27 protein-coding genes and 1 pseudogene are annotated in these 24,225 nt (G+C 71.3%); 18 read left to right on the forward strand and 10 right to left on the reverse strand.

All coding sequences use genetic code 11. The features are described 5' to 3' along the window. Positions 1 to 131 precede the first annotated feature (131 nt). Positions 132 to 1,331: a cytochrome P450 gene (locus tag VLI41_RS11260; protein WP_325268170.1), complete on the forward strand. Its 1,200-nt coding sequence runs from the start codon at positions 132 to 134 to the stop codon at positions 1,329 to 1,331. Positions 1,332 to 1,381: 50 nt separating this feature from the next. Here VLI41_RS11260 and VLI41_RS11265 read toward each other — a convergent pair whose 3' ends face one another. Further along, positions 1,382 to 1,918: a disulfide bond formation protein B gene (locus VLI41_RS11265; protein ID WP_325268171.1), complete on the reverse strand. Its 537-nt coding sequence runs from the start codon at positions 1,916 to 1,918 to the stop codon at positions 1,382 to 1,384. Positions 1,919 to 2,138: 220 nt separating this feature from the next. Between VLI41_RS11265 and VLI41_RS11270 the strand changes: the two genes are divergently transcribed. The 11 genes from VLI41_RS11270 to VLI41_RS11320 all read left to right on the forward strand — a co-directional run bounded on the left by VLI41_RS11270 (position 2,139) and on the right by VLI41_RS11320 (position 11,733). Further along, complete coding sequence (locus VLI41_RS11270) at positions 2,139 to 2,480, forward strand: CC_3452 family protein (RefSeq protein WP_325268172.1); 342 nt, start codon at positions 2,139 to 2,141, stop codon at positions 2,478 to 2,480. Positions 2,481 to 2,809: 329 nt separating this feature from the next. Beyond that, positions 2,810 to 3,364: a F0F1 ATP synthase subunit delta gene (locus VLI41_RS11275; RefSeq protein WP_325268173.1), complete on the forward strand. Its 555-nt coding sequence runs from the start codon at positions 2,810 to 2,812 to the stop codon at positions 3,362 to 3,364. A 4-nt stretch (positions 3,365 to 3,368) separates the two neighbouring features. Next, positions 3,369 to 4,901, forward strand: coding sequence for a F0F1 ATP synthase subunit alpha (atpA, locus tag VLI41_RS11280; RefSeq protein ID WP_325268174.1), 1,533 nt, complete (start codon positions 3,369 to 3,371; stop codon positions 4,899 to 4,901). Between the two features lie 32 nt (positions 4,902 to 4,933). Continuing rightward, entirely contained in the window at positions 4,934 to 5,806 is an 873-nt protein-coding gene (locus tag VLI41_RS11285; protein WP_325268175.1) for a F0F1 ATP synthase subunit gamma, read from the forward strand. Positions 5,807 to 5,819: 13 nt separating this feature from the next. Next, positions 5,820 to 7,349 carry a F0F1 ATP synthase subunit beta gene (gene atpD, locus VLI41_RS11290; protein WP_325268176.1) on the forward strand — a complete coding sequence of 510 codons (1,530 nt, stop codon included), beginning with the start codon at positions 5,820 to 5,822 and terminating at the stop codon, positions 7,347 to 7,349. Beyond that, a complete protein-coding gene (locus tag VLI41_RS11295; RefSeq protein WP_325268177.1) occupies positions 7,346 to 7,927 on the forward strand; it encodes a hypothetical protein in 582 nt (193 codons plus the stop codon). Before atpD ends, VLI41_RS11295 begins: the two co-directional genes overlap by 4 nt. Position 7,928: 1 nt before the next feature. Beyond that, positions 7,929 to 8,192: an ATP synthase F1 subunit epsilon gene (locus VLI41_RS11300; RefSeq protein WP_325268178.1), complete on the forward strand. Its 264-nt coding sequence runs from the start codon at positions 7,929 to 7,931 to the stop codon at positions 8,190 to 8,192. A gap of 160 nt (positions 8,193 to 8,352) precedes the next feature. After that, complete coding sequence (locus tag VLI41_RS11305; RefSeq protein WP_325268179.1) at positions 8,353 to 9,030, forward strand: hypothetical protein; 678 nt, start codon at positions 8,353 to 8,355, stop codon at positions 9,028 to 9,030. 109 nt (positions 9,031 to 9,139) lie between these two features. Then, a complete protein-coding gene (locus VLI41_RS11310) occupies positions 9,140 to 9,388 on the forward strand; it encodes a CBU_0592 family membrane protein (RefSeq protein ID WP_325268180.1) in 249 nt (82 codons plus the stop codon). 76 nt (positions 9,389 to 9,464) lie between these two features. Beyond that, entirely contained in the window at positions 9,465 to 10,943 is a 1,479-nt protein-coding gene (locus VLI41_RS11315; protein ID WP_325268181.1) for a tannase/feruloyl esterase family alpha/beta hydrolase, read from the forward strand. A 31-nt stretch (positions 10,944 to 10,974) separates the two neighbouring features. Then, positions 10,975 to 11,733 carry a sulfite exporter TauE/SafE family protein gene (locus VLI41_RS11320; protein ID WP_325268182.1) on the forward strand — a complete coding sequence of 253 codons (759 nt, stop codon included), beginning with the start codon at positions 10,975 to 10,977 and terminating at the stop codon, positions 11,731 to 11,733. Here the strand turns inward: VLI41_RS11320 and VLI41_RS11325 are convergent. Then, positions 11,711 to 12,628 (reverse strand): LysR family transcriptional regulator, encoded by a 918-nt coding sequence (locus VLI41_RS11325; RefSeq protein WP_325268183.1) that lies wholly within the window; start codon positions 12,626 to 12,628, stop codon positions 11,711 to 11,713. The genes VLI41_RS11320 and VLI41_RS11325 overlap by 23 nt on opposite strands. A gap of 90 nt (positions 12,629 to 12,718) precedes the next feature. Here VLI41_RS11325 and VLI41_RS11330 point away from each other — a divergent pair, with 90 nt between their 5' ends. Further along, positions 12,719 to 12,976 (forward strand): hypothetical protein, encoded by a 258-nt coding sequence (locus tag VLI41_RS11330; protein ID WP_325268184.1) that lies wholly within the window; start codon positions 12,719 to 12,721, stop codon positions 12,974 to 12,976. Then, entirely contained in the window at positions 12,973 to 13,725 is a 753-nt protein-coding gene (locus tag VLI41_RS11335; protein WP_325268185.1) for a sulfite exporter TauE/SafE family protein, read from the forward strand. Before VLI41_RS11330 ends, VLI41_RS11335 begins: the two co-directional genes overlap by 4 nt. Positions 13,726 to 13,903: 178 nt before the next feature. On the opposite strand, the gene VLI41_RS11340 is transcribed toward VLI41_RS11335, so the two are convergent. The 4 genes from VLI41_RS11340 to tadA all read right to left on the reverse strand — a co-directional run bounded on the left by VLI41_RS11340 (position 13,904) and on the right by tadA (position 16,314). Next, positions 13,904 to 14,803 (reverse strand): SDR family NAD(P)-dependent oxidoreductase, encoded by a 900-nt coding sequence (locus tag VLI41_RS11340; RefSeq protein ID WP_325268186.1) that lies wholly within the window; start codon positions 14,801 to 14,803, stop codon positions 13,904 to 13,906. Positions 14,804 to 14,888: 85 nt separating this feature from the next. Continuing rightward, positions 14,889 to 15,302 (reverse strand): type II toxin-antitoxin system VapC family toxin, encoded by a 414-nt coding sequence (locus VLI41_RS11345; protein WP_325268187.1) that lies wholly within the window; start codon positions 15,300 to 15,302, stop codon positions 14,889 to 14,891. After that, positions 15,289 to 15,819 carry a DUF7662 domain-containing protein gene (locus VLI41_RS11350; RefSeq protein WP_325268188.1) on the reverse strand — a complete coding sequence of 177 codons (531 nt, stop codon included), beginning with the start codon at positions 15,817 to 15,819 and terminating at the stop codon, positions 15,289 to 15,291. The genes VLI41_RS11345 and VLI41_RS11350 overlap by 14 nt, the downstream gene beginning before the upstream one ends. Positions 15,820 to 15,879: 60 nt before the next feature. Then, positions 15,880 to 16,314, reverse strand: coding sequence for a tRNA adenosine(34) deaminase TadA (tadA, locus tag VLI41_RS11355; protein ID WP_325268189.1), 435 nt, complete (start codon positions 16,312 to 16,314; stop codon positions 15,880 to 15,882). A 12-nt stretch (positions 16,315 to 16,326) separates the two neighbouring features. On the opposite strand from tadA, the gene VLI41_RS11360 reads away from it, so the two are divergent. Beyond that, positions 16,327 to 17,535 carry a pseudouridine synthase gene (locus tag VLI41_RS11360; protein ID WP_325268190.1) on the forward strand — a complete coding sequence of 403 codons (1,209 nt, stop codon included), beginning with the start codon at positions 16,327 to 16,329 and terminating at the stop codon, positions 17,533 to 17,535. On the opposite strand, the pseudogene VLI41_RS11365 reads toward VLI41_RS11360, so the two are convergent. Next, positions 17,492 to 18,190, reverse strand: a pseudogene (locus VLI41_RS11365) (enoyl-CoA hydratase/isomerase family protein); the annotation flags it as partial. The gene VLI41_RS11360 and the pseudogene VLI41_RS11365 sit on opposite strands and share 44 nt — an antisense overlap. Positions 18,191 to 18,259: 69 nt before the next feature. Between VLI41_RS11365 and rsmD the strand changes: the two are divergent. Then, positions 18,260 to 18,826 carry a 16S rRNA (guanine(966)-N(2))-methyltransferase RsmD gene (gene rsmD / locus VLI41_RS11370; RefSeq protein ID WP_325268191.1) on the forward strand — a complete coding sequence of 189 codons (567 nt, stop codon included), beginning with the start codon at positions 18,260 to 18,262 and terminating at the stop codon, positions 18,824 to 18,826. Between the two features lie 4 nt (positions 18,827 to 18,830). Here the strand turns inward: rsmD and VLI41_RS11375 are convergent, their stop codons facing one another. Further along, complete coding sequence (locus tag VLI41_RS11375) at positions 18,831 to 19,106, reverse strand: YjhX family toxin (protein WP_325268192.1); 276 nt, start codon at positions 19,104 to 19,106, stop codon at positions 18,831 to 18,833. 398 nt (positions 19,107 to 19,504) lie between these two features. Between VLI41_RS11375 and VLI41_RS11380 the strand changes: the two genes are divergently transcribed. Next, entirely contained in the window at positions 19,505 to 20,320 is an 816-nt protein-coding gene (locus VLI41_RS11380) for a MerR family transcriptional regulator (protein WP_414692548.1), read from the forward strand. On the opposite strand, the gene VLI41_RS11385 is transcribed toward VLI41_RS11380, so the two are convergent. Beyond that, entirely contained in the window at positions 20,317 to 21,018 is a 702-nt protein-coding gene (locus VLI41_RS11385; RefSeq protein ID WP_325268193.1) for a helix-turn-helix transcriptional regulator, read from the reverse strand. The genes VLI41_RS11380 and VLI41_RS11385 overlap by 4 nt on opposite strands. A 110-nt stretch (positions 21,019 to 21,128) precedes the next feature. Then, a complete protein-coding gene (gene mutL / locus VLI41_RS11390; RefSeq protein WP_325268194.1) occupies positions 21,129 to 22,964 on the reverse strand; it encodes a DNA mismatch repair endonuclease MutL in 1,836 nt (611 codons plus the stop codon). 112 nt (positions 22,965 to 23,076) lie between these two features. Between mutL and VLI41_RS11395 the strand changes: the two genes are divergently transcribed. After that, complete coding sequence (locus VLI41_RS11395) at positions 23,077 to 24,057, forward strand: TraB/GumN family protein (RefSeq protein WP_325268195.1); 981 nt, start codon at positions 23,077 to 23,079, stop codon at positions 24,055 to 24,057. Positions 24,058 to 24,225: the final 168 nt, after the last annotated feature.

Raw genomic sequence — 24,225 nt, forward strand, 5'->3', positions numbered from 1 at the left:
GGAAGACGCGGAACAGATTCGCCGGCCCTCCGCGCCCAGAGCACTGGGCGCGGGCGGACGGGTCAAGTCGTCCGCCGTTGCGATCGGATGGCGCTGGTCCATACTCGCGGCTGCCGACACGGAGGGCTGGATTGAGCGCGCTTCCGCCCGCCTTGGATGTCGATCCGTTCTCCGACAGCTTCCTGGCGGATCCCTATCCCGAGCATGAGAGATTGCGAGCGGCCGGGCCGGTCGTCTGGCTGGAGACGTACGGGGTCTACGCCTCCGCACGCCATGAGGAGGTCCGGCAGGCGCTGCAGGAATGGGCCGTCTTCTCCTCGGCCGCCGGCGTCGGGCTGGCGAACATCCAGAAGGAAGCCCCGTTCTTTTCACCGCCCAGCATCCTGCTCGAGGCGGATCCGCCGCTGCACGGGCGCACCCGGCCGGTGCTGGCGCGCGCCCTGTCGCCTTCGGCCCTGCGCGACCTGCGCCCCGGATTCGAGGCCGAGGCGCATGCCCTCGCCGATCGCCTGGCGTCGCGCGGGACGTTCGATGGCGTGACCGAGCTGGCGGAGGTCTATCCGATCCGGGTGTTCGCCGACGCCCTCGGGGTTGGCGAGGATGGCCGCGAGCACCTGCTCCGCTACGCAGCCTTCCTGTTCAACGCCTTCGGCCCGCGCAACGCGCGGTTCGAAGCAACGCTTCGCGAGGGCGAGGCGGGGCGCGCGTGGGTGCTGCGACAGTGCAACCGCGGCGCCCTGCGGCCCGGGAGCCTGGGCGCCCGCGTGTTCGAGGGCGCCGACCAGGGCGAAGTTTCAGAGGAAGAGGCGGCGCTCCTCGTCAGGACGCTGCTCTCGGCCGGCCTGGACACCACGGTCCACGGGCTGGGGAATGCATTGTTCGCGCTGGCGACCCACCCCGAGGCGTGGGCGCAGCTGCATGCGCAGCCGGAGCTGGCCCGCTCTGCGTTCGAAGAGGCGCTTCGCTTCGAATCCCCGGTGCAGACCTTCTTCCGCACCACCACGGTCGAGACCGAGCTGGGGGGCATGAGGCTGCCGGTCGGGGCGAAGGTCCTGCTGTTCCTGGGGGCCGCCAATCGCGACCCGCGCCGATGGGACGATCCCGATCGCTTCGACATCGCCCGCAAGACCTCCGGTCACGTCGCCTTCGGCTACGGCATCCATAGCTGCGTCGGCCAGGCCGTCGCGCGCCTGGAAGGGGAGATCGTCCTGAAGGCTCTGGCTGAACGCATCGCGCGGCTGGACCTCGCGGCGCCGCCCGTGCCGCGGTTGAACAACACCCTTCGCGGCCTCGCGAGCCTGCCCCTCAGGGTCACACCGGGACGAGACTGACGATCGCGCGCGGCGCCGGGTCGGCAGGACCCGCGGGAGGCTCTTCAGGGTCAGGAGTCGAGGCGCCGGAACGCGCGCCGCTGGGAGCGGAAGCTGCGCCGGGCGGCCGCGGCGCTGAGGAGGGCGAGGACGGCGAAGGCGACGGCGTCCCATCCGGCCATGGAGAGGCCGAGGACGCGCCAGGGCGCCTCGTCACAGCGCGGCGCCTTGGTCATGTTTCCCTGCATGGCGCGGGCGATGTCGGCGGCGGTGACGGTGGTCGCGCCGGAGCAGCTTTCGGGGGCCGACCAGAACCTCCATTCCGCCCCGGCCTGCTGGACCGCAATCACCGCGCCGGCCAGGAAGATCACGGCGAGCAGGGCCTCGATCCACGGCGTGAGCCGCCAGCCGGGCGCGAAGCGCGCGCTCAGCAGGCCGATCAGCGCGACCAGAGCGGCCGACCAGTAGGCGTCCCTCTGTTCGAGGCAGAGGTGGCAGGGCTCGAGTTTCCCGAACAGCTCGAAGGCGTGGGCGATGGCGAGCAGGATCAGGCTGGCCGCCAGCGCAATGGCGGGCCAGCGGCGCAGGATCGGATCGATCGTCGGCATGGCCAGGCTCTTACCCGCCTGCGGCGGCTTCGGCGAGCCTGTGCATCGGCGTATCGCCGGTGTTCGAAAAAATCGCTTGGCGCCGATCTTAACACCGTTATCTTAGCAGTGCTCAGTTCCTGTGCGTCACCGGAGGGGATAACCGGCGGCGGAACTCCGCAGGCCGCTGGGCCGCCTCCCCACCGGGGCGGCGCCTCCCCCAAACGACTGGAGGGCTTTCATGAAGCTCCATACCCTTGCGGCCGCCTGCGCCGCGCTCCTCTCCCTCTCCGCCACAGCCGCTTTCGCGAGCGACCCGGTCACGGCCAAGCTGGCCCAGCCGCTCGCCCAGCCGGTGAAGTTCATCGCCGGCGGCGCCATCTTCGTCTGCGAGGCCGACGCCTGCGTGGCCCGGGCGGCCACCTCGAACACCTACTCCGTCGACACCTGCAAGACGGTGGCGGCCAAGGTGGGCCCGATCGCCGCCTTCAGCGACACGCGGACCTTCACCGCCGAGCGGCTCACCGCCTGCAACGCCTCCGCCGTGGCCAAGGCCAAGGCCGGCGAAGTCGCCCAGAAGTAACGATCTCCCCAGAAGCTCCGTCAACGAGCTCTGCCCCTGGAGGGCGCCGGATCACCGGCGCCCTCTTTTTTCATGCTCAGCGGAAGCTCACGCCGCCGGCGGCCCGATCGCCCGGAGCCTGCTCACGAAGACTGTGAGCATTCCGCCGCGGCGCCTCGTCCCCCTTCTGTTGCGGCGCGAAAGGGCGCGTGCTATCAGGCGCGCGGCTTAGGGCAGGGGGTCATATCGGACCTCAAGCCCGGTGTGCTTTTCCCAAGCGCTTTCAGGCCTTTGAGCTGCAGCGGCGACGTCGCGGCGGCTTATCCATACCGACCGGGCGGAAGAGATAGGTGGCGGACCAATCCAACGCGTCGATGGTGGCGGGCCGATATGGCCGGGCGCTGTTCGACCTTGCGAGCGAGCAGAACAGCGTGGCGGCGGTCGAGGCCGACCTCAGGTCGCTGAAGACGGCGCTGGCCGAGAGCCGGGATCTGCGCGCGCTGGTGGGCTCCCCGGCGTTCGGGGCGGCGGACAAGGCCAAGGGTCTGGCGGCCATCGCCGAAAAGGCGCAGCTCCATCCCACGACCCGCAAGTTCCTCGGGCTGCTCGCCGCCAACGGCCGGGCCTCGGCGCTGAGCGAGGTCATCCGCGCCTTCGAGGCGCTCGCCGCCCAGGCGCGCGGCGCGGTCTCCGCCGAGGTCACCACCGCCGTACCGCTGTCGGCCGCCCAGGCCAAGGGCGTCGCCGCGGCGCTTCGCCAGGCGCTCGGCAAGGAGCCCGAGATCGCCACCCGCGTTGATCCCGCCATCCTGGGCGGCATCCGCGTGAAGGTCGGCTCCCGCCTGTTCGACGCTTCGCTCCGCTCGAAGCTCGATTCACTGAAATTCGCCCTCAAGAGAGCGTAAGCCCATGGATATCCGCGCCGCCGAGATCTCGGCCATCCTCAAGTCGCAGATCGCCAACTTCGGCGAGGAGGCCGACGTCTCCGACGTGGGCCAGGTGCTCTCGGTCGGCGACGGCATCGCCCGCATCTTCGGCCTCGACAACGTCCAGGCCGGCGAGATGGTGGAGTTCCCCTCGGCCGGGGTGAAGGGCATGGCCCTCAACCTCGAGCGCGACAACGTGGGCGTGGTGATCTTCGGCGAGGACCGCGCCATCGCCGAGGGCGACGAGGTCCGCCGCCTCTCCGAGATCGTCGACGTGCCGGTCGGCAAGGGCCTCCTGGGCCGGGTGGTCAATCCGCTCGGCGAGCCGATCGACGGCAAGGGCCCGATCACCGACGTGGCGGAGCGCCGCCGGGTCGACGTCAAGGCCCCCGGCATCATCCCGCGCAAGTCCGTGCACGAGCCGGTGCAGACCGGATTGAAGGCGATCGACACCCTGATCCCGATCGGCCGCGGCCAGCGCGAGCTGATCATCGGCGACCGCCAGACCGGCAAGACCGCGGTCGCCCTCGACACCATCCTCAACCAGCGCAGCATCAACGCCAGCGGCGACGAGAGCCAGAAGCTCTATTGCATCTACGTCGCCATCGGCCAGAAGCGCTCGACCGTCGCCCAGATCGTCAAGACCCTCGAGGAGCGCGGCGCGCTCGACTACACCATCGTGGTCTCCGCCACCGCCTCCGAGCCCGCCCCGCTGCAGTTCCTGGCGCCCTTCTCCGGCTGCGCCATGGGCGAGTGGTTCCGCGACAACGGCATGCACGCCGTCATCATCTACGACGACCTCTCCAAGCAGGCGGTGGCCTACCGGCAGATGTCGCTGCTGCTGCGCCGGCCGCCCGGCCGCGAGGCCTATCCGGGCGACGTCTTCTACCTGCATTCGCGCCTCCTGGAGCGCGCGGCGAAGCTCAACGAGGACAACGGCTCGGGCTCGCTGACCGCGCTGCCGGTCATCGAGACCCAGGCCAACGACGTCTCGGCCTACATTCCCACCAATGTGATCTCGATCACCGACGGCCAGATCTTCCTGGAGACCGACCTGTTCTTCCAGGGCATCCGCCCGGCGGTGAACGTCGGCATCTCGGTCAGCCGGGTGGGCTCCTCGGCGCAGATCAAGGCGATGAAGGCCGCCTCCGGGCCGATCAAGGGCGAGCTCGCCCAGTACCGCGAGATGGCCGCCTTTGCGAAGTTCGGCTCCGACCTCGACGTCGCCACCCAGCGCATGCTGGCCCGCGGCGAGCGGCTGACCGAGCTGCTGAAGCAGCCGCAGTACGCGCCGCTCTCGGTCGAGGAGCAGGTGGCGGTGATCTACGCCGGCACCCGCGGCTACCTGGACAAGGTGGCCACCGCCGACGTCAGCCGCTGGGAGCGCGAGCTGCTCTCGTCGCTGCACGCCAGGCACCAGGACGTGCTGGACGAGATCCGCACCAAGAAGGACCTCGCGCCCGTCGAAGACCGGCTGAAGGCCGCGCTCGCGTCCTTCTCCGAGACCTTCGCTTGACGCCCGGCGTCCGCAGGAGCTGAGCAGCCGCGATGGCCAGCCTCAAGGACATGCGCAATCGGATCGGAAGCGTGAAGGCCACGCAGAAGATCACCAAGGCGATGCAGATGGTCGCGGCCGCCAAGCTGCGCCGCGCGCAGGACGCCGCCCAGAGCGCGCGGCCCTACGCCAGCCGCATGGCCGCGGTGATCGCCAACCTGGCGGCCGGCGTCTCCGGGCCCGGCGCGCCCAGGCTGCTGGTCGGCACGGGCGCCGATCGGCGGCACCTGATCGTCGTGGCGACCGCCGACCGGGGCCTGGCGGGCGGCTTCAACTCCGGCATCGTGCGGTTCGCGCGCGAACGGATCGCGAGCCTGATCTCCGAGGGCAAGGACGTGCGCATCGTCGCGGTCGGCCGCAAGGCGCGCGACCAGCTGCGCCGCCTGTACGGCGATCGCATCGCCGCCGTCTTCGAGGCCGGCGGCAGCCCGTCCCTGGTCCGGGCCGAGGAGGTCGCGGCCAAGGTCCGCGAGATCTTCGAGGCCGGCGAAACCGACGTGGTGACGCTCGTCTATTCGCGGTTCCGCTCGGTGGTGAGCCAGACGCCCATCGCCCGCCAGCTGATCCCCGCCGAAGTCGCCGCGGGCGGCACGCCGCTCGACCTCAAGGGCGCCTCCTATGAGTACGAGCCGGACGAGGAGACCATCCTCGAGGCGCTGCTGCCGCGCAACATCACCACCCAGATCTTCGCCGCCATGCTGGAGAACCAGGCCGGCTTCTTCGCCGCCCAGATGACGGCGATGGACAACGCCACCCGCAACGCCGGCGACATGATCGCCAGCCTCACCTTGCAGTACAACCGCACCCGCCAGGCGCAGATCACCAAGGAGCTGATCGAGATCATCTCCGGCGCCGAGGCGCTCTAGGAAGCAGAAGCCCATGTCAGAAGCCGCCGTGAAACAAACCCGCGCCCGCCGCGCGCCCGCCAAGAAGGCCGAGGCGCAGGTTCCCTCCGGCAGGGCGGTCGCGACCGGGCGCATCGTCCAGGTCATCGGCGCCGTCGTCGACGTGGAGTTCGAAGGCCACCTGCCGGCCATCCAGAACGCGCTGGAGACCACCAACACCGACCAGCGGACCGGCGCGCCCTTCCGCCTGGTGCTCGAGGTCGCCCAGCACCTCGGCGAGAACACCGTGCGCACCATCGCCATGGATACCACCGAGGGCCTGACCCGCGGCCAGGCGGTCGCCGACACCGGCGGCCCGATCACCGTGCCGGTGGGCCCGGCGACGCTGGGGCGGATCATGAACGTGATCGGCGATCCGATCGACGAGGCCGGCCCGATCGTCAGCGAGCACATGAGCACCATCCACCGCGAGGCGCCGTCGTTCGCCGACCAGTCGACCTCCCGGGAGATCCTGGTCACCGGCATCAAGGTGATCGACCTGCTCTGCCCCTACACGCGCGGCGGCAAGATCGGCCTGTTCGGCGGGGCCGGCGTCGGCAAGACCGTGACCATGCAGGAGCTGATCAACAACATCGCCAAGGCCTACGGCGGCTATTCGGTGCTGGCGGGCGTCGGCGAGCGGACCCGCGAGGGCAACGACCTCTACCACGAGATGATCGAGTCCAACGTCAACGTCGACCCGCGCAAGACCGGCTCGGCGGAAGGCTCGAAGTGCACCCTGGTCTACGGCCAGATGAACGAGCCGCCGGGCGCCAGGGCGCGGGTGGCGCTGACCGGTCTCGCCCAGGCGGAGTACTTCCGCGACCAGGAGGGCAAGGACGTCCTGTTGTTCATCGACAACATCTTCCGCTTCACCCAGGCGGGCTCGGAGGTCTCGGCGCTGCTGGGCCGCATCCCCTCGGCCGTGGGCTACCAGCCGACGCTGGCCACCGAGATGGGCAACCTGCAGGAGCGGATCACCTCCACCAACAAGGGCTCGATCACCTCGGTGCAGGCCATCTACGTGCCGGCCGACGACCTGACCGACCCGGCGCCGGCCACCTCCTTCGCCCACCTGGACGCCATGACCGTGCTGTCGCGCGACATCGCCGCCCAGGGCATCTTCCCGGCCGTCGACCCGCTGGATTCCACCTCGCGGATCCTCGATCCGCTGGTGATCGGCGAGGAGCACTACACGGTCGCGCGGCGCGTGCAGGAGGTGCTTCAGCAGTACAAGGCGCTGAAGGACATCATCGCCATCCTGGGCATGGACGAGCTCTCGGAGGACGACAAGCTGGTGGTGGCCCGGGCCCGCAAGATCACCCGCTTCCTGTCGCAGCCCTTCCACGTCGCCGAAGCCTTCACCAACACGCCGGGCAAGTTCGTGGAGCTGAAGGACACCATCCGCTCGTTCAAGGCGGTGGTGGACGGCGAGGTCGACCATCTGCCCGAGCCCGCCTTCTACATGGTGGGCGCCATCGAGGAGGCGATCGAGAAGGCCGAGCAGCTGGCGTCGGAAGCGTGACGCGGACAGCCTTCCTCGGCGTCTTCCTCTGCCTGGCGGTCCCGGCGGCGGCGCAGGCCGGGCCTGGATTCGCCAGCTCCGCGGAGGCCTTCAAGGCCGGCGTCGGGGCCTGCCAGCGCAGCTTCGAGGGCCTGAAGACGCAAAAGCCGTTCGGCTCCGAGCTTCCCGCCACCGCCGGCTTCGCCGAAACCGCCGAGCCCGCCGATGCGGCCGGCCTGGAGAGCGTCGACGCCGACATCGATCATCGCGTGATCGCCAAGGCCGCCCTGCCGCCCGGCGATGCGGCGGTCTATGTGGTCGCCGGGGCCTGGCGTGGGAACCTGCCGGCCTGCCGTGTGGTCGCCGTGCGCGCCCCAGGCGCCGCGGCGCTCGCCAAGGCGATGTTCGAGGACAAGGCTTCCGGCTGGACGGTCAAGGAGCCGCAGGCGCGGGACGCCGAGCTCGGCATGCTCTCGACCACCTACGGCCGCCCGTTCCTGGACGAGATCGGCGTCGGCGCCACCCTCTCCTATGCGGACGGCGCGCCGAAGGGCTCGATCACGGCGCTGTCGTCCTTCACCCTCGCCAGGGATCGCTGACATGGCCGACAAGCTCAACTTCTCGCTGGTCTCGCCGGAGCGCGAGCTGTTCGCCGGCCCGGTCGATCAGGTGGACGCGCCGGGATCGGAAGGCGACTTCGGGGTGCTCTACGGCCACGCGCCGTTCATGACCGCGCTCAAGGAGGGCCAGGTGCGGGTGCATGACGGCGGCAAGATCCGGGTCTTCGACGTGCGCGGCGGCTTCGCCGACGTGACGCCCGAGGGGCTGACGGTCCTGGCCGAGCACGCGGTCGAGGCCACCTGAGGAAGCCGCGGCCGGCCCGTCGCCGTTCGGCCGGCCTCGCGCGTTGGAGTTCCGGTGACGGCGAGCTTGGCCGTTTGCCGCATTACAGTCGTAGTCGGGCCTTGCGTCCGACGTTCGGCTTAAGTTTAGTGCCGGGCCGAGAAGTCAGGGGTCACAAGTCATGCGCAGCGCGTTCATCAGCCTGATCCTCGCCGCGGGTCTGGCCGCACCGGCCTTGGCCCAGGCGCCTGCCGCCACGGCGCCGAGCGCCCCGCCGCCCGCGCCGCCGACGACCGCGCCGCCGTCCCAGACGCCGCCCGCCGCGCCCGTCGCCGCGCCCGCCACCCCCCCGCCGCCTGTGGCCGAGGCGGCGCCGACCTTGCCCACCACCGGCGACGAGGCGACGATCCTGCGCGTGCTCGACAACATCTGCGTTCCGCTGGTGCGCGGCGGCAACCTCGACCAGCTCGCCCAGGCGCAGGGCATGCGCAAGAACCGTCGCGACGGAACCTGGTCCATGCCGCTCGGATCGGGCCGCGACTACACCATCGCCGTCCAGCCGCAGGGCGTGAACAAGGACGTCTGCCAGGCCGAGGTGCACTTCGCCATCGGCCAGGACGCGCCGATCTTCAAGGCGATCAACGTCTGGGCCTTCCTGCACAAGCCGGAGCTGCAGCCCACCGCCAACTATGTCGCCGTCGACGCCGACGGCATCAAGCGCGTGCGCCGCTCGTGGGAGAACCAGGCCTCCAACGGCTCGACCGCGGTGAACTTCACGACCTGGCGCAAGCCGAACGACGCGCCTTTGAACCGCAACTACGACACCGGCATGCTGTTCTATCAGGAACGCCACTTCTGATGGCGCCGCGCGCCGTCAGGCGAAGTGGGCGCGGGTTCGCCGTCCGGACGGCGCGCAATGTGAAAGCGGGAACGTCATTCGGGCGCAAAAGCGGAGGCCACCTTTGCCGATGACGTTCACGGACGCCGCGGGGCTCGCGGGCGTTCTCCTGATCCTGATCGCCTATGGCCTGGCGACCACCGGTCGGCTCGACCCCAGGCGCGCCGCCTCGCTGGCCGCCAACTTCGTCGGCGCGAGCCTGATCCTGGTTTCGCTGACCCGCGCCTTCAACCTCTCGGCGGCCGCCATGGAGGCCGCCTGGGCGCTGGTCGCGCTCGGCGGGCTGGTCCGGATCGGACTCCGGCGGCTGCGCCGCTGATCGCGCCGACGAAGCGGCTTCGCCACAGGCCAAGGCTGTGCTGAAATCCCACCCACATGACCAGGGGAGGGATTCGATGAAACGGCTGATGATCGCGGCGGGCGCGGCTGTGGCGCTGGGCGCGCCGGGGCTGGCGCACGCCGAGACGAGCTGCGCCGATCTGGCCAAGACCCGCCTGCCGCACGCCGAGATCACCGCGGCCACGGTGGAGAAGGCCGGGCCGGCCGACGCCTGCCGCATCGCCGTGACCAGCCGCCCGACCAAGGACTCCGACATCCGCATCGAGGTCTGGATCCCGCTGGGCGAGGCCTGGAACGGCAAGTTCGTGCAGCTCGGCAACGGCGGCTTCGCGGGCCAGGTCCCGTCCGGCCAGCTGCGCGTCATGGCGGGTCGCGGCTACGCGGCCGCGGCCACCGACGACGGGCACCAGACCCGGGCCGGCACCGACGCCTCCTGGGCGCTCGGCCATCCCGAGAAGATCGTCGACTTCGGCTGGCGCGCGCTGAAGGAGACGACGGAAATCGGCAAGGCGCTGGTCGCCGAGCAGAAGGGGCTGAAGCCGAAGCGCGCCTACTTCTACGGCTGCTCCGACGGCGGGCGTGAGGCGCTGATGGAGGCCCAGCGCTTCCCGGGCGACTTCGACGGCATCGTGGCCGGCGCCCCGGCGAACTACATGAGCCAGCTGTTCGGCATCTCGGCCGCGCAGCAGCAGGCCCTGGCTGCGCCCGGCGGCTATCTCGGGGTCGAGCAGCGCGCGCTCCTGCAGAAGGCGGCGCTCGCGCAATGCGCCGACGGCGGCCCCTTCATCCGCGATCCGATGAGCTGCCACTTCGATCCCGGCAAGCTGCAGTGCAAGGCCGGCCAGGCGGCGGGCTGCCTCACCGCCGTCCAGGTGCATTCGGCGCGGGTGATGTACGAGGGCCGGCGCGATCCCCGCACCGGCAAGATCGCCTTCCCGGGGTTCTCGCCCGGCGCGGAGGGCGCGCCCAACAGCTGGTCGGCCTGGATCACCGGCCAGTCCGAGGCCGACCACAGCCGCGCCATGGGCCTGAACTTCTCGTCCAACGCCTTCAAGTACTTCGCCTTCGGCGACCCCAGCTTCGACTTCCTGAAGATGGACCTGGGCGCCCAGTTCGATCGGGCGCACGCCAGGATGGCGATGATCGACAGCGAGAGCCCGAACCTCGCGGCCTTCAAGGCCCAAGGCGGCAAGCTGATCCAGTACCACGGCTGGAACGACCCCGCGATTCCGGCGCGCTCCTCGATCCGCTACTACGAGGACGTCCGCAGGACGATGGGCGACACCTCGGCCTTCTACCGGCTCTATCTCGTCCCCGGCATGCTCCACTGCGGCGGCGGCGCGGCTCCCACCCAGGTCGACTGGCTGGGCGAGCTCGACGGCTGGGTGACGCAGAACAAGGCGCCCGGCCCGGTGACGGCCAAGGGGGCGGGCGGCGCGAGCCAGCTCCTCTGCCCCTATCCGGCGGTGGCCCGCAAGGCCGGCGAGGGCTGGGCGTGTCCGACGCGGAAAGCCGCGGCCAAGACGCGCGCGTGAGCCTCGCCCGCCCGCCGAGCGGCGGGACCGAATGGGCGCTCTGACCGTCGTCTATGTGCTGGCGGCGGTGCTGGTGACCGCCGGGATCTCAGGCACGCTCGGCATGGCCGGCGGGCTGATCCTGATGGGGGCGCTCGCCTTCGTCATGCCGGCCGCCGCGGCGCTCGCCCTGCACGGGCTCGTCCAGCTCGGCTCCAACGGCTGGCGGGCGCTGATCCACCGCCGCCACATCCGCTGGCCGGTCGTCGGCGTCTATGCGGTGGGCGCCTTGCTCGCCATGGGCCTCTTCAGCCTGGTCGCCTTCACGCCCTCCAAGCTCGCGATCTACCTGGCGCTGGGCCTGCTCCCGGTCCTGGTGTGGCTGCCGGAGCGGTGGCTGAACCTCGACGCGTCCCGGCCACCCCAGGCCTTTGCGGCCGGCGTCGCCTCGACGGCGCTCAGCCTGACCGCCGGGGTCTCCGGGCCGTTCAACGACCTGTTCTTCGTGCGCACCCCCATGACCCGGCACGAGGTGGTCTCGACGAAAGCCTGCGTGCAGGTCTTCGGTCACTTGGCGAAGGTGGTGTTCTATGGCGCCGCCCTGGTGAAGCTCTCCGGGCCCGGCGCGCCGCCGCTGTGGCTGGCCGTGGCCGCCCTGCCGCTCTCGATGCTCGGGGCCATGCTGGGCGCGCTCGTGCTGGAGAAGATGAGCGATGCGGGTTTCCGGACGCTGAGGCGCTGGCTGGTGACCGCCGTGGGGCTCGTCTACCTGGCCCAGGCCGTGAGCCTCATGCTGCCGCGTTCGCCTTGACGGCCGCCGCCTTCGCCTCGCGCCGGAAGGCTTCGACGAGCGTCGAGCGGTCGCGCCGGCGGGTGGCGAGCAGCAACGGCGCGACCAGCCCCTTGGCGCCCTTCAGGCGGACGAACTCCACGCCCTCGACGTTCACCCGCTGCATGGAGGCGGGCGTCAGCGTCACGCCCAGGCCGGAGGCCACCAGGCTCAAGGTGGAGGAGAGCCGCGGCGCCTCCTGGCCCACGGCGGGCGAGAACCCGGCCGCCAGGCACGCGGCCATGATCGCGTCGTAGAGCCCGGGGCCCGTGGGCCGCCGATAGAACACGAAGGTCTCCTCGGCGAGTTCTGCGAGCGTCAGCTTGGCTTGCCGCGCCAGGCGGTGTCCGGCCGGCAGGGCGGCGACCATCTTCTCTTCCAGCAAGGGCTCGATCGCGAGGCCGGCGACATCGGTGGAGGTCGAGCGGATGAAGGCGGCGTCCAGCCGCTCGTCCCTGAGCGCCTTGACCAGCTCGGGCGTGCCGTCCTCGGCGAGCTCCAGCAGGACGCCGGGGCGCGCCTTGCGGAAGGCGCGGATCTGCTGGGTCACGAAGGGATGGAAGGCCGCCGAGGAGGTGTAGCCGATGGCGAGGCGCCCCTGCTCGCCGCGGGCGGCGCGGCCTGCGATCTCCTTCAGCCGCTCGGCCCGGGCGATCACGTCACGGGCGGCCTCGACCACCACGCGGCCCGCTTCGGTCGGCCGCACGCCGCGCGGCAGCCGCTCGAACAGCGTGACGCCGAGCTCCTCCTCCAGCAGCCGGATCTGGCGCGTGAGCGGCGGCTGGGCGATGCCGAGCCGCTCGGCCGCCCGGGTGATGTGGCCTTCGTCGGCGACCGCCACGAGGTATCGAAGACGGCGCAGCTCGATCAACGGCATACCTGCAAGGTATTCAAATCGACGCGGCTATATATTGGACGCGTCAGGCCAATCGGTCCATCCCTTGCGCCTCGACCTGGGAGCTCCGCCATGGACGCGTCCGACCACATCGATGGCCACGCCCGCGACGGCCTGATCCGGCAGCTCGCGGAATGGGCGGCCGAGCGGCCGCGCACCTACGCCGAGGCGATGGAGACCTGGGGCTCCCAGTGTCCGGCGCTGGCGATCTGGGAGGACGCGCTCGCCGAGCGGCTGATCGCGGTGCGCCCGGTCGCAGGCGCGGGCCGAGACGGCGGCGAGGTCCGCCTGACGCCTTCGGGACGGGCGCTCATCGACCGGGCCGAATGAGCCTCGCCGCCGCCGGCTTCCTTGTCGCCGCGGCCTTCGTCACGGCGGCGATCTCCGGGGTGTTCGGCATGGCCGGGGGGCTGATGCTGAAGGGCGCGATCGCGCTCGTGCTGCCGGTCTCGGCGACCTTCGTCACCCATGGCCTCCTGCAGCTCTCGGCGAACGGCTGGCGCGCGGCGCTGCACCGGCGCCATCTCGCCTGGCGGATCGTCGGCATCCACGCGCTGGGCTCGGGGGTGGCGGCGGCGCTGATGGCGCTGGTCGTCTACGAGCCCACCAAGGCCACGCTCTACCTGCTGATGGGCGTGGTGCCCGCGCTGCTGTGGATTCCGCGCAGCTGGCTGGAGCTGGACGCCTCCAGGCCGCTGCACGGCTTCGTCTGCGGGCTCTCGGTGACCGGCCTGAACCTGACCGCCGGCGTGGCGGGGCCGTTGCTGGACATCTTCTTCGTGCGCACGGCGCTCACCCGCCACCAGATTGTCGCCACCAAGGCCGCGACCCAGGTGTTCGCGCACCTCGCCAAGGTCGTGGTCTATGGCGCGCCGCTGATCGCCCTGCATGGCCGGGGCCTGCCGCCCTGGTGGGTGTTCGCGCTCGCCATCCCGCTCTCCTTCGCGGGCACCGCCGTGGGCGGGCTGGTCCTGGAGCGGATGGACGACGCCAATTTCAAGCGCCTCTCGCGCCTGATCGTGAGCGTCACGGGACTGGTCTACCTCGCCTGGGCCGCACGGCTGTACCTGAGCCGGTAGCGGCAAAAAAACAGCCGGGTCTTGGAAGACCCGGCTGAAGTTCATTAGGGAGGAAACGCCCAGGAAGGGCACGGCCACAGATATGCGCAGGCCGGCGCGGTGCAAGGGCTACGCCGTAAAATATTGTAACCGCCGGTTTCGGCGGCCCGGGCGCAGGCCGGGGTCGGGCGTCCTCGCCCTAAGCCGGGACGCGCTGCGGCGGGGCGGCCTGGCCGAGGCGGTGGACGTTCTCCGGCTCCTTGAAGAACACCTTGTCGGCGTTCTCGGCCACCTCCTGGGCGGTGTAGGGGCGTCCGGGCATGAAGCCCTCGGTCTCCAGCATCTTGATCTCGCGCACGCCGCGCGAGGAGACGCCGAGGATCTTGCCGGACTGCTCGGCCGCCAGGTCGCTCACCATGTAGAGCACGCCGGGCGCGACGTTCTCGGGCAGCGACAGCGGATCGGGCTCGCGGTCCTTGCGGCCGGGCAGGTCGGCGGTCATGCGGGTGTAGGCGCCAGGCGCCAGGCCCATCACCCGGATGTTGTACTTCCGACCCTCGATCGACATCACCCGGACCATGCCGTAAATGCCGGCCTTGGCCGCGCCGTAGTTGGTCTGGCCGAAATTGCCGTAGAGGCCCGAGGTGGACGAGGTCAGCACCATCGAGCCGCCGCCGTGCTCCTTCATGTACTTCCAGACCGGCAGGGCCACGCAGTAGGTGCCCTTCAGGTGCACCTTGATCACCGCGTCCCAGTCGGCCTCGGAGGTGTTGGCGAAGGTCTTGTCGCGCAGGATGCCGGCGTTGCAGACCAGGACGTCGACCTTGCCGAAGTTGTCGAGCGCGGTCTGCAGGATGTTCTCGCCGCCCTGGATGGTCGAGACGTCGTCGCCGTTGGCGACCGCCCGGCCGCCCGCCGCCTTGATCGCGTCGACCACCTTCTGGGCCGCGGAGCGATCCGCGCCGGTGCCGTCGCGTGCGCCGCCCAGGTCGTTGACCACGACCGCTGCGCCCTCCTTGGCGAACAGCTTGGCGTAGGCCTCGCCCAATCCGCCGCCCGCGCCCGTGATGATGGCGACCTTTCCGTCGAGCAGTCCCATGGCGTCCTCCGAAATCTGTTTTGGCTGAATGGCCGAACCTTCGCGCCGCCGGGTGGCCCAGGCAAGAGCCTGCGAGCGCAGCTGCCTACAGGAGCTCGACCAGATCTCGGAGTCCGGCGGCCTCGGCCCGCGTGCACAGCCGCCGATCCGCGGTGAGCACGCTGCAGTCGCGTTCGCGCGCGAGCGCAAGATAGGCCGCGTCGTAGGCGGAGAAGCCGTGCGTGGCGGCAAGTCGGAATGCACTCCGCGCAAGCGCCTCGCTCGCAACGGTCTCCACCACCAGCGAGCGCAAGGCGGACATCACGGCCTCGCCGGCCGAGCGCTCAATCAAGCCCCGGCGCACAGCCGTCACGGCGACACTGGCGACCTCCAGATAGATCAGGTCGGGCGCGATCCAGTGCGGGTGCGCGGCCACGGTGCGACGGGCCGCCTCCGATCCGGTCTCGTCGATCAGGCACTTCACCACGACGGAGGCGTCGAGGACCCTAATGCCCGTCACGGTCAGCCCGGATGATCGCCGTGCTGTCGAACCCGGGGGGGACGCTGGCGACGGGCAAGCTCTCGAATAGGCGACGCCGGCGTTCGAGAGCGCAAGCATCGAGGATCGCGGCGATCGCCTGAGTGCGGTCGACGTTCAGCTGCTCGGCGGCGTCGTCGATCATCCTAACGGCGGTTCTGGACAGCGCACCCTCGGTGAGCACGATGGTCTCGTCCTGCCGCCTCCACGCCGCCCCGGTCTCGGCTACGCCATCCTGGGGGAAGAGATCGCGCACGAAGGTCACCTTCTCGGAAGCCAGGTCCACGCGCGCCGTTCTCCAGCCCGCGCGTCGCCAAGCCGCGGCGTTCACATGCGAGCCGACATTGTTCGACCACCACGGGCGATGCGTCCGCGCCGAATCCGGCAATTCGAATCCCAGGACCGTCTCGATCTCCTTGAAGGTCATGGGCAACTCCCGAACAGCCTGCTGGGCGAGGTAGCGCTGCAAGGGTTCGTACTTCGACATGTCGCTGACCATAAGTTCCTATTCGATACATGTGAACTTAATGGAACTTGTTCCAATATGCAAATTGCGGTTTCACCGCCGCGAGCGGAAGAAGCTTCGAAGCAGTTCGGCGCTTTCCGCCGCCAGCACGCCGCCCGTCACCTCCGGCTTCCAATGGCAGGTCGGCTGGTCGAAGAAGCGCGGGCCGTGGATCACCGCGCCTCCCTTTTCGTCCTCGGCGCCGAACACCAGGCGGCCGATGCGGGCGTGGCTGATGGCGCCTGCGCACATGGCGCAGGGCTCGAGCGTGACCGCGAGCGCCAGGCCGGTGAGGCGGTAGTTGCCGAGCCTCTTCGCGGCCTCGCGGATCGCGACGATCTCGGCATGCGCCGTGGGATCGTGCGCCCCGATCGGGCCGTTGGCCCCCACCGCGATCACCTCGCCCGTGGCGGGATCGAAGATCACCGCGCCGACCGGGGTCTCGCCGGCCTCGCCGGCGGCTTGCGCGGCTTCCAGCGCGATGCGCATTGTCCGGATGTCATGGTCCACGATCCGCACCGAAACGGGCCGGCCGCGCCCGGTCAAGTCGCTGCGTCCGCGGCGGGGGGCGAGCGGGTCGCCAAGGCGCTGGCGCGGGCCGGCGTGGCGTCGCGGCGGGAGGTGGAGCGGCTGATCGCCGCCGGCCGCGTGGCCCTGAACGGGCAGCTGCTGACCACGCCGGCGGTGAAGGTCGACGCGGGCGACGTGCTGACGGTGGACGGCCGGGTCGTGAACGAGCCCGAGCCGGCGCGCCTGTTCCGCTACCACAAGCCGCCGGGGCTGGTGACCACCCACAAGGATCCGCAGGGCCGCCCGACGGTGTTCGAGACCCTGCCCAAGGACCTGCCCCGGCTGATCTCGGTGGGCCGCCTGGACCTCAATTCCGAGGGCCTGCTGCTGCTCACCAACGACGGCGGCCTGGCGCGGGCGCTGGAGCTGCCCGCGACGGGGCTGGTGCGTCGCTACCGGGCCCGGGCGCGCGGCCGGATCAGCCAGGCGCGGCTCGATCGACTGAAGGACGGGATCACCGTCGAGGGCGTCCATTACGGGCCGATCGAGGCCAGCCTCGACAAGGCCAGGGAGGGCCCCCAGGGCGCCAACCTCTGGATCACGCTGACCCTGGCGGAAGGCAAGAACCGCGAGGTGCGCCGCGTGCTGGAGGCCCTGGGGCTGAGGGTCAACCGGCTGATCCGCCTCGCCTATGGCCCGTTCGCGTTGGGCGCGCTGGCGGCCGGCGACATCGAGGAGGTCGGGCCCCGCGTGATCCGCGAGCAGCTCGCGGAGTTCATCGCGCCGCAGAATCTGCCGAAGGGGGAGCGGGCGCAGTGGCGTCAAAAGCCCCTTCTCCCTTCGCGGGAGAAGGCGCCGGCGGAGCCGACGGATGAGGGGTCGCGCAGACAACCGGCGAAACAGTCCATCGACCGAAGTCGCAGGCGCGAAGCGGAAAGGCCGGTGAAATCCCTCATCCGGCCCGCTTCGCAGGCCACCTTCTCCCGCAAGGGGAGACGGGATGAAGAGGCCGAGACCAAACCGAAGAAGGCCTATAAGGCCGGCTGGGCGAAGCCGAAGCCTAAGCGTTCTGGATCTCGGCCGGGGGGCGGGCCGAGCGCAGGCCCTCGCGGGCCGAGGCCGTCCGCATCACCTCCGCGAAGCTCCGGCGCTCGTCCGCCAGGCCCTCGTCCAGGGGGCGGGAGAGGGCGGCGCGGATGAGCCGTTTGGCGAAGGCGATGCCCTCGGCGCCGCGCCCGTCCCACTCGGCGGCCATCTCCAGGGCGCGGCCCAGCGGATCGTCGGCGAGCTCGTGCACCAGGCCGATGCGGAGCGCCTCCTCGGCCTCGACGACCAGCCCGCGCAGGATGATCTCCAGCGTCTTGGCCTCGCCGATCACGCGCGGCAGCCGCTGCGTGCCGCCGCCGCCCGGGAAGATGCCGACCCGGGTCTCCGGCAGGCCGATCTGCACGCCCTGGCGGCTCGCGATCCGCAGGTCGCAGGCGAGGCTCATCTCGAAGCCGCCGCCCATGCACAGCCCGTTGATCGCCGCGACCACCGGCTTCGGCGCCTCGGCCAGCAGGTCGCAGAGCGCCAGGAAGCCGCGTTCGGGCTTCGCGCCGCCCGGCGGGGGTGGCGGGGGGGCATCCTTCGCCGCATCGCTGGCGGTGGAGAGCTCGCCCACGTCGTAGTGGCGCACGAAGATGCCCGGCACGCCGCCGGTCAGGATGATCGAGCGCACCGCCGGGTCGGCCGCGAGCGGGCGCACCTTGTCCAGCATCTCCTGGGCCCCGGCGGCGGTCATGGTGCCGATCGGCGGATTGGCGTAGGTCACCACCGCGGCCCCGCCGCGGCGATCGACGGTCACGAAGCTCATGGCTCACCTCCCTGCTCGGGCGGAGCTTGGGCCGCGGCCAGCGGGCGGGCAAGCCTCAGGGGGAGGAGTTTGCGGATCACGTCGGGCGAGTTCCGGGGCAAGGCGATCAGGGCGCCGCCCGGCGCGGCCACCCGGCCCACCTCCGACCGGGCGCGGCAGGCGATCTTCAACATCCTCGAGCACGCGCCGTGGTCGCGGGGCGTCAGGGAGGCGCGCGTCATCGACCTGTTCGCCGGCTCCGGCGCGCTAGGTCTGGAGGCGCTGTCCCGCGGCGCGGCCTTCTGCCTGTTCGTGGAGACCGGCGAGGCGGCCCGCGGCGCGATCCGCGAGAACATCGAGGCCATGGGCCTGTTCGGCCGCACCCGCGTGCATCGGCGCGATGCGACCGGGCTCGGCCTCCGCCCGGGCGCCGACGGCCCGGCCTTCCACCTCGCCTTCCTCGATCCGCCCTACGACAGCGGCCTGGGCGAGGTGGCGCTCGCCCGCCTGGCCGACGGCGGTTGGCTCGCCCCGGGCGCGATGGTGGTCTTCGAGCGAGGCGCGGACGAGAAGGCCTTCAACATCGACGGATATGAGGAGCTGGACGCGCGCAGCTATGGCGCGGCGCGCGTCCACTTCCTGCGCTACGGCGGCTGAGGCCTCACCACGCCTTGCCGCCCACCCGGTTGTCGAGCTGGCCCCTCAGGTTGGCGAGACCGTCGCGGTTGATGCGGTAGGGGCCGCCGCCGTGGCTGGCGATCAGGCGCTTGCGCTTGAGGGAGCGGAACACCTCGACCGTGCAGTCGGAGAGCGTCCAGCCGTCGCGGGAGAGGCACTGGACGGCCGTGATGTCGCCCTTGTGGTCGCGTTCGAGAACGATGCGCCCGCCCTGGGCGAGCGCGTGCAGCGTGCGCTGCTGCGGCTTGGGAAGGTTCAAGGAGATGTCCGGATCGGGGCGTGAGCACGGGCGCGCCCGCGCGGGCGGGCGTGCTGGGGCGAAGGGCCTGATCGGAGCCGTTGGCGTAGGAGGCGGCCGGCGCGGCTCTGTTAGGCCCGGGCCTCGCGAACAATCTCAGACATGAAGCGCTCGAGTTCGGATGGGGCGGGACAATCGCGAAATTCGGGGCTGGCGTCTACCTCCCCCGCGAAGCGGCGGGAGGGGGACCGCACGCCGAGGATCGCGCAAGCGAACCGAAGAGCGGGTGGTGGAGGGGGCGAACCACAGGCAATGCGCGCCGCTCGCCGCCTCCACCATCCGGTGTTCGCTACGCTCCCCGTATGGTCCCCCTCCCGCCGATGCTGCCGCATCGGGGGAGGTATTGACCCTCACGCCACGTGAGAGACGATCACTGCGTCCATCGGCAAGGGATCGATCGGGTGCGCGGTTATACGGTCAAGCAGGTGGCGAAGCTGTCGGGCGTCTCCGTCCGCACGCTGCACCACTACCACGAGGTGGGGCTCCTAAAGCCGGCCTCGGTCGGCGCGAACGGCTACCGCTACTATGGGCAGGACGAGCTCCTGCGCCTGCAGCAAATCCTCTTTCATCGCGAGCTCGGCTTCGCGCTGGAGGAGATCGGCAAGGTGCTGGACTCCCCCGGCTTCGACCGCGCGGCGGCGCTTCGGGCCCACAAGGCCAATCTCGCCGCCGAGACGAAGCGCTACCGCCGTCTGATGCGGACCATCGACGACACGCTCGCCGCCCTCGAAGGAGAGACCAAGATGGACGGCAAGGCATACTACAAGGGATTCGATCCGGACCGGGCGGCCGCGCGCGAGGCCTGGATCGTCGAGCATTATGGCGAGGGCGCCCGCCGGGGGATTGAACTCCGAAACCAGGCGATGAGCCGCTGGACGCAGGCCGACTACGACGGCTCCCAGGCCGAGATCGGCCAGATCACCAGGGATCTGGTGAAAGCGCTGCAGGAGGGCGCGCCGGCGCATTCCGAGCACGTGCAGGCCATCGCTCGGCGACTGCACACCTGGGCCTCCCGCTCGTGGGTGCAGCCGATCAGCCGCACCGGTTTCCTCGGCATGGCCCGGTTCTATTCGGAGGTGCCGCACTATCGCGAGATGTTCGAGGGCTGGGCCGCGGGCCTCACCGACTACATGACCGAGGCCATGCGCGCCTTCGCCGGGAAGGAGCTCGCCTAAGCCGCCGCGGCAGGCGCGAGCTCCAGGCCGAAGGTCTCGCGCAGGCCCTGGGCGCCGGCGGGCGTCAGGACCGCGGCGCGGCCCTCGGCGCCGCGGGCGATCCAGCCGAGCTCGAAGAGGCGGTCGAGCAGGCGCGCGGCGACGGCGCCGGCGAGGTGGCGCCTGCGCTCCGTCCAGTCGATGCAGGGACGGAGGGGCGCGCGGCGGACCTTGTCCAGCCCTGAGAGGTCGACGCCGAGACCCGAGAGCCGCGCCTCGCCTTGCGACGTCAGCCGGTAGCGCTCGGGCCCGTCGGCCTCGAACAGGCCCTGTCGCTCGCAGGCGTCGGCGAGCGCCACGCCCAGCCGGCCGGCCAGGTGGTCGTAGCAGGTCCGGGCCTCGCGCAACCGCCGCGCCTTGGGCGAGAGAGGCGGCTCGAGCGGGTGGGCGAGCGGCGTGAGATGGGTCAACGCCTCCAGGGCCTCGGCGACTTGCGGGCCGGCGAGGCGATAGTAGCGGTGGCGCCCCTGGGCCGTGACCGCGAGCAGGCCGCCGTCGGTTAGCTTGCCCAGATGGTTGCTGGCCGCCTGCGGCGTGACCCCCGCGGCGCAGGCGAGGGCGGCGGCCGGCAGGGCGCGACCATCCATCAACGCCTGCAGCATGGCCGCGCGCACGGGATCGCCGATCAGGGCGGCGGGGCTGGCGATGTTGGCGTCCATCGGGGGAGGATAGCGCCTGGCTCGCACCAATGCTTCAGCGATCGGTGAAGCGAACCTGAGACCATCCCCTGCAGGGGAAATGTCGGCGACGCGGGGAAGATGCGCGCCCGCTACCGCCGCCCGAACAGGCGCTCGATGTCGGCGAGCTTGAGCTCGACGTAGGTCGGCCGGCCGTGGTTGCACTGGCCGGAGTGGGGCGTGGCCTCCATCTGGCGCAGCAGGGCGTTCATCTCGGCCGCGGTGAGCCTGCGGCCGGCGCGCACCGAGCCGTGGCAGGCCATCGTCGAGCAGACCGCCTCCAGCCGCTCCTTCAGCGCCAGCGCCGCCCCGTTCTCGGCGAGGTCGTCGGCGATGTCGCGCACCAGCCCTTGCGCATCCGTCTCGCCGAGCAGGGCCGGCACCTCGCGGACCAGGATCGCGCCCGGGCCGAACGCCTCGACGGCCAAGCCGAGCGCCGCCAGCTCCTCGGCGCGCGCGGCCACGCGCTCGGCCTCGGCGGGGTCGAGCTCTACCACCTCGGGCAGGAGCAGCGCCTGGCGGGCGACGCCGCCGCCCGCCATCTCCGCCTTCATCCGCTCATAGACCAGCCGTTCGTGGGCGGCGTGCTGGTCGACGATGACGACGCCGTCGCGGGTCTGGGCGACGATGTAGGTCTCGTGCACCTGGGCGCGCGCGGCGCCGAGCGGGAAGTCGACGGGATCGACCACCGGCGCGGGGCCGGCCTCCTCCGCCAGTCCCGGCGCCCAGTCGGGCTCGGCGCGGGCCGAGACCTCGGCCAGGCCCGGCAAGCTCGCGGCGAGCGCGGCGGCGGCCGGTCGCCAGCCCCCGGCGCTCCAGGCCGAGAACCCCTGCGCGCGCGGCGGCGGCGGCCAACCGCCCGGCCGGAAGCCGCCCAGCGCGGCGGTGGCCACGGTGGTCGAGGCGCGGTGGCCGGCGGCCGCCAGCGCATGGCGAAGCGCGCCGATGATCAGCCCGCGCACGAGGCCCGGATCGCGGAACCGCACCTCCGCCTTGGCCGGATGGACGTTGACGTCGACCAGCGCCGGATCCAGCTCGAGGAACAGCGCCGCCAGCGGATGCCGGTCGCGCGCCAGGAAGTCGGCGTAGGCCGCCCGAAGCGCCCCATGCAGCAGCCGGTCGCGCACCGGCCGGCCATTGACGAACAGGTACTGATGCGCGGCGTTGCCGCGGTTGAAGGTCGGCAGACCCGCGAAGCCGGTCAGCCGCACGCCCTCGCGGTCCTGGTCCAGCTCCAGCGCGTTGTCGGCGAACTCGCGCCCCATGACGGCCGACAGGCGGGCCAGGCGCCCAGCGGGCCCGGTCGTCTCGGCCGACAGCCGCAGCGTGCGTCGCCCGTCGAGGTCCAGGCCGAAGGCGACCGCCTCGTGCGCCATGGCCTGGCGCTTCACCTCCTCGGCGATGGCCAGCGCCTCGGCGCGCTCCGACTTCATGAACTTCAGCCGCGCCGGCGTGGCGTAGAACAGGTCGCGCACCTCGACGCGCGCGCCGTGCGGCCCGGGGAAGGCGGACGGCTGGACGGGCCCGACCGCTCCGCCCTCGACGTAGATCGCGTTGGCCTCGGCCTGCCCCCTGGCCCGCGAGGCGATGGTGAGCCGGGCGACCGAGCCGATCGAGGGCAGGGCCTCGCCGCGGAAGCCGAGCGTGGAGATGCGCAGCAGGTCATAGCCGCCGTCATCTGCGGGGCTGAGCTTGGAGGTGGCGTGCCGCTCGATCGCGAGCGGCAGCTCGTCGGGCGGGAGTCCGAAGCCGTCGTCGGCGACCAGGATGCGCGTCAGCCCGCCGCCGTCCGCCTGCACCTCGATCGAGGAAGCGCCGGCGTCGAGGGCGTTTTCGACCAGTTCCTTGACCGCGCTGGCGGGGCGCTCCACCACCTCGCCGGCGGCGATGCGGTTGACGAGCTCGGGCGGCAGGCGGCGGATCGGCATGAAATGGCCTGGTCACCTCTGGTGCGCAGCCGGCCGCAAAAGCGCTACACACTTTTGCTGGCTGTCGCATTGACCCTGCCACTATAGGCCGATTCCGGAGCCTCCGATCAGCGTGCGACATCGCCTCGCCAGCCTTCTCCTCGCGCTTGTCCTGGCCGCGCCCGCAGCGGCCCAGGCGCCCACGCCCGGCTCCGTCCCGATCACGCCGGCCCGGCCCGATCCGCGCGATCCCGACGCGGTCATCCTCGAGGAGCTGGTGGTCACCGCCCGTGACCGCGGTCCGGCCTGGTGGACCGTCTCGAACGGAACCTCGACCGTCTGGGTGCTGGGCGTGCCCACGCTTGCGCCCAAGCACATGCAGTGGGACCGCGCGGCGTTCGAGCGGCGGCTGGCCGGCGCCTCGGCGGTGATCCTTCCCTACCAGGACGTCCGGGTGCGGTTTGCAACCTCGCTGGGCGCGGCCTGGAATTACCTGCGCCTGCGCTCGTCGATGCCCTTCGAGGCGACGCTCGATCCCGCAGCCCGCGCCCGCTTCGCCGCCGCGCGCGCGCGGCTCGGTCAGCCCGCCAGGCGCTACGGAACCCGCAATCCGCTGGCCGCCGGCCTGTTGCTGCTCACCGACTACCGCGACCGCAACGGGCTCACCAACACCGATCCCATCAAGCTGATCAAGATCCTCACCCGCCAGGCGCGCGTGCCGATCCGGCAGGAGAGCTACGACATCGCCCCGCAACTGGGGGCGATCATCCGCACGCCGGCCGCCGACGGACGGGCCTGCCTCGACGAGGTCATCGCCCAGGTGGAGGCGGGCCCGGGAGTGACGCTGCAGGCCGCCAAGGCCTGGGCTGACGGCGATGTGCGCGGCGCGCTGGGCAACGAGCGGACCTACGAGCGCTGCATCGCCCTGGTGCCTGGCGCCGCCGCCTTCGACGAGCGCACCAAGGCCGACGAGGTCGCCGAGATCGAAGCTGCGCTGAAGGCGCCCGGCCATGCCATCGCGGTCGTGCGGCTGCGGCCGCTGCTCAGCCAGGGCGGCGTGCTCGACCGTCTGCGCACCGCCGGCTTCACCGTCAAGACGCCCGGCGAGGATTAGACAGCATCATGCCTTCTCCCCTGCGGGAGAAGGCGTCAGCCGAACGCTGACGGTTGAGGGGTCGAAGACCGCGTGAACATTCGAGCGGCGTTGCCGACGCGAGCAGCGGCGTCGAGAAACCCCTCATCCGGCCCGCTCCGCAGGCCACCTTCTCCCGCAAGGGGAGAA

The sequence above is a fragment of the Phenylobacterium sp. genome (assembly GCF_035475775.1).
GTDB lineage: Bacteria > Pseudomonadota > Alphaproteobacteria > Caulobacterales > Caulobacteraceae > Phenylobacterium.

Excerpts from the sequence above, each read along its gene's own strand:
- VLI41_RS11305 (WP_325268179.1), top strand. The coding sequence starts at position 8,353 with ATGCGCAGCGCGTTCATCAGCCTGATCCTCGCCGCGGGTCTGGCCGCA.
- VLI41_RS11315 (WP_325268181.1), top strand. The coding sequence starts at position 9,465 with ATGAAACGGCTGATGATCGCGGCGGGCGCGGCTGTGGCGCTGGGCGCG.
- VLI41_RS11350 (WP_325268188.1), bottom strand. The coding sequence starts at position 15,819 with ATGGTCAGCGACATGTCGAAGTACGAACCCTTGCAGCGCTACCTCGCC.
- tadA (WP_325268189.1), bottom strand. The coding sequence starts at position 16,314 with ATGCGCATCGCGCTGGAAGCCGCGCAAGCCGCCGGCGAGGCCGGCGAG.
- VLI41_RS11270 (WP_325268172.1), top strand. The coding sequence starts at position 2,139 with ATGAAGCTCCATACCCTTGCGGCCGCCTGCGCCGCGCTCCTCTCCCTC.
- atpA (WP_325268174.1), top strand. The coding sequence starts at position 3,369 with ATGGATATCCGCGCCGCCGAGATCTCGGCCATCCTCAAGTCGCAGATC.
- VLI41_RS11310 (WP_325268180.1), top strand. The coding sequence starts at position 9,140 with ATGACGTTCACGGACGCCGCGGGGCTCGCGGGCGTTCTCCTGATCCTG.
- mutL (WP_325268194.1), bottom strand. The coding sequence starts at position 22,964 with ATGCCGATCCGCCGCCTGCCGCCCGAGCTCGTCAACCGCATCGCCGCC.
- VLI41_RS11330 (WP_325268184.1), top strand. The coding sequence starts at position 12,719 with ATGGACGCGTCCGACCACATCGATGGCCACGCCCGCGACGGCCTGATC.
- atpD (WP_325268176.1), top strand. The coding sequence starts at position 5,820 with ATGTCAGAAGCCGCCGTGAAACAAACCCGCGCCCGCCGCGCGCCCGCC.
- VLI41_RS11340 (WP_325268186.1), bottom strand. The coding sequence starts at position 14,803 with ATGGGACTGCTCGACGGAAAGGTCGCCATCATCACGGGCGCGGGCGGC.
- VLI41_RS11320 (WP_325268182.1), top strand. The coding sequence starts at position 10,975 with ATGGGCGCTCTGACCGTCGTCTATGTGCTGGCGGCGGTGCTGGTGACC.
- VLI41_RS11335 (WP_325268185.1), top strand. The coding sequence starts at position 12,973 with ATGAGCCTCGCCGCCGCCGGCTTCCTTGTCGCCGCGGCCTTCGTCACG.
- VLI41_RS11265 (WP_325268171.1), bottom strand. The coding sequence starts at position 1,918 with ATGCCGACGATCGATCCGATCCTGCGCCGCTGGCCCGCCATTGCGCTG.
- VLI41_RS11300 (WP_325268178.1), top strand. The coding sequence starts at position 7,929 with ATGGCCGACAAGCTCAACTTCTCGCTGGTCTCGCCGGAGCGCGAGCTG.
- VLI41_RS11325 (WP_325268183.1), bottom strand. The coding sequence starts at position 12,628 with ATGCCGTTGATCGAGCTGCGCCGTCTTCGATACCTCGTGGCGGTCGCC.
- VLI41_RS11385 (WP_325268193.1), bottom strand. The coding sequence starts at position 21,018 with ATGGACGCCAACATCGCCAGCCCCGCCGCCCTGATCGGCGATCCCGTG.
- VLI41_RS11360 (WP_325268190.1), top strand. The coding sequence starts at position 16,327 with ATGGTCCACGATCCGCACCGAAACGGGCCGGCCGCGCCCGGTCAAGTC.
- VLI41_RS11285 (WP_325268175.1), top strand. The coding sequence starts at position 4,934 with ATGGCCAGCCTCAAGGACATGCGCAATCGGATCGGAAGCGTGAAGGCC.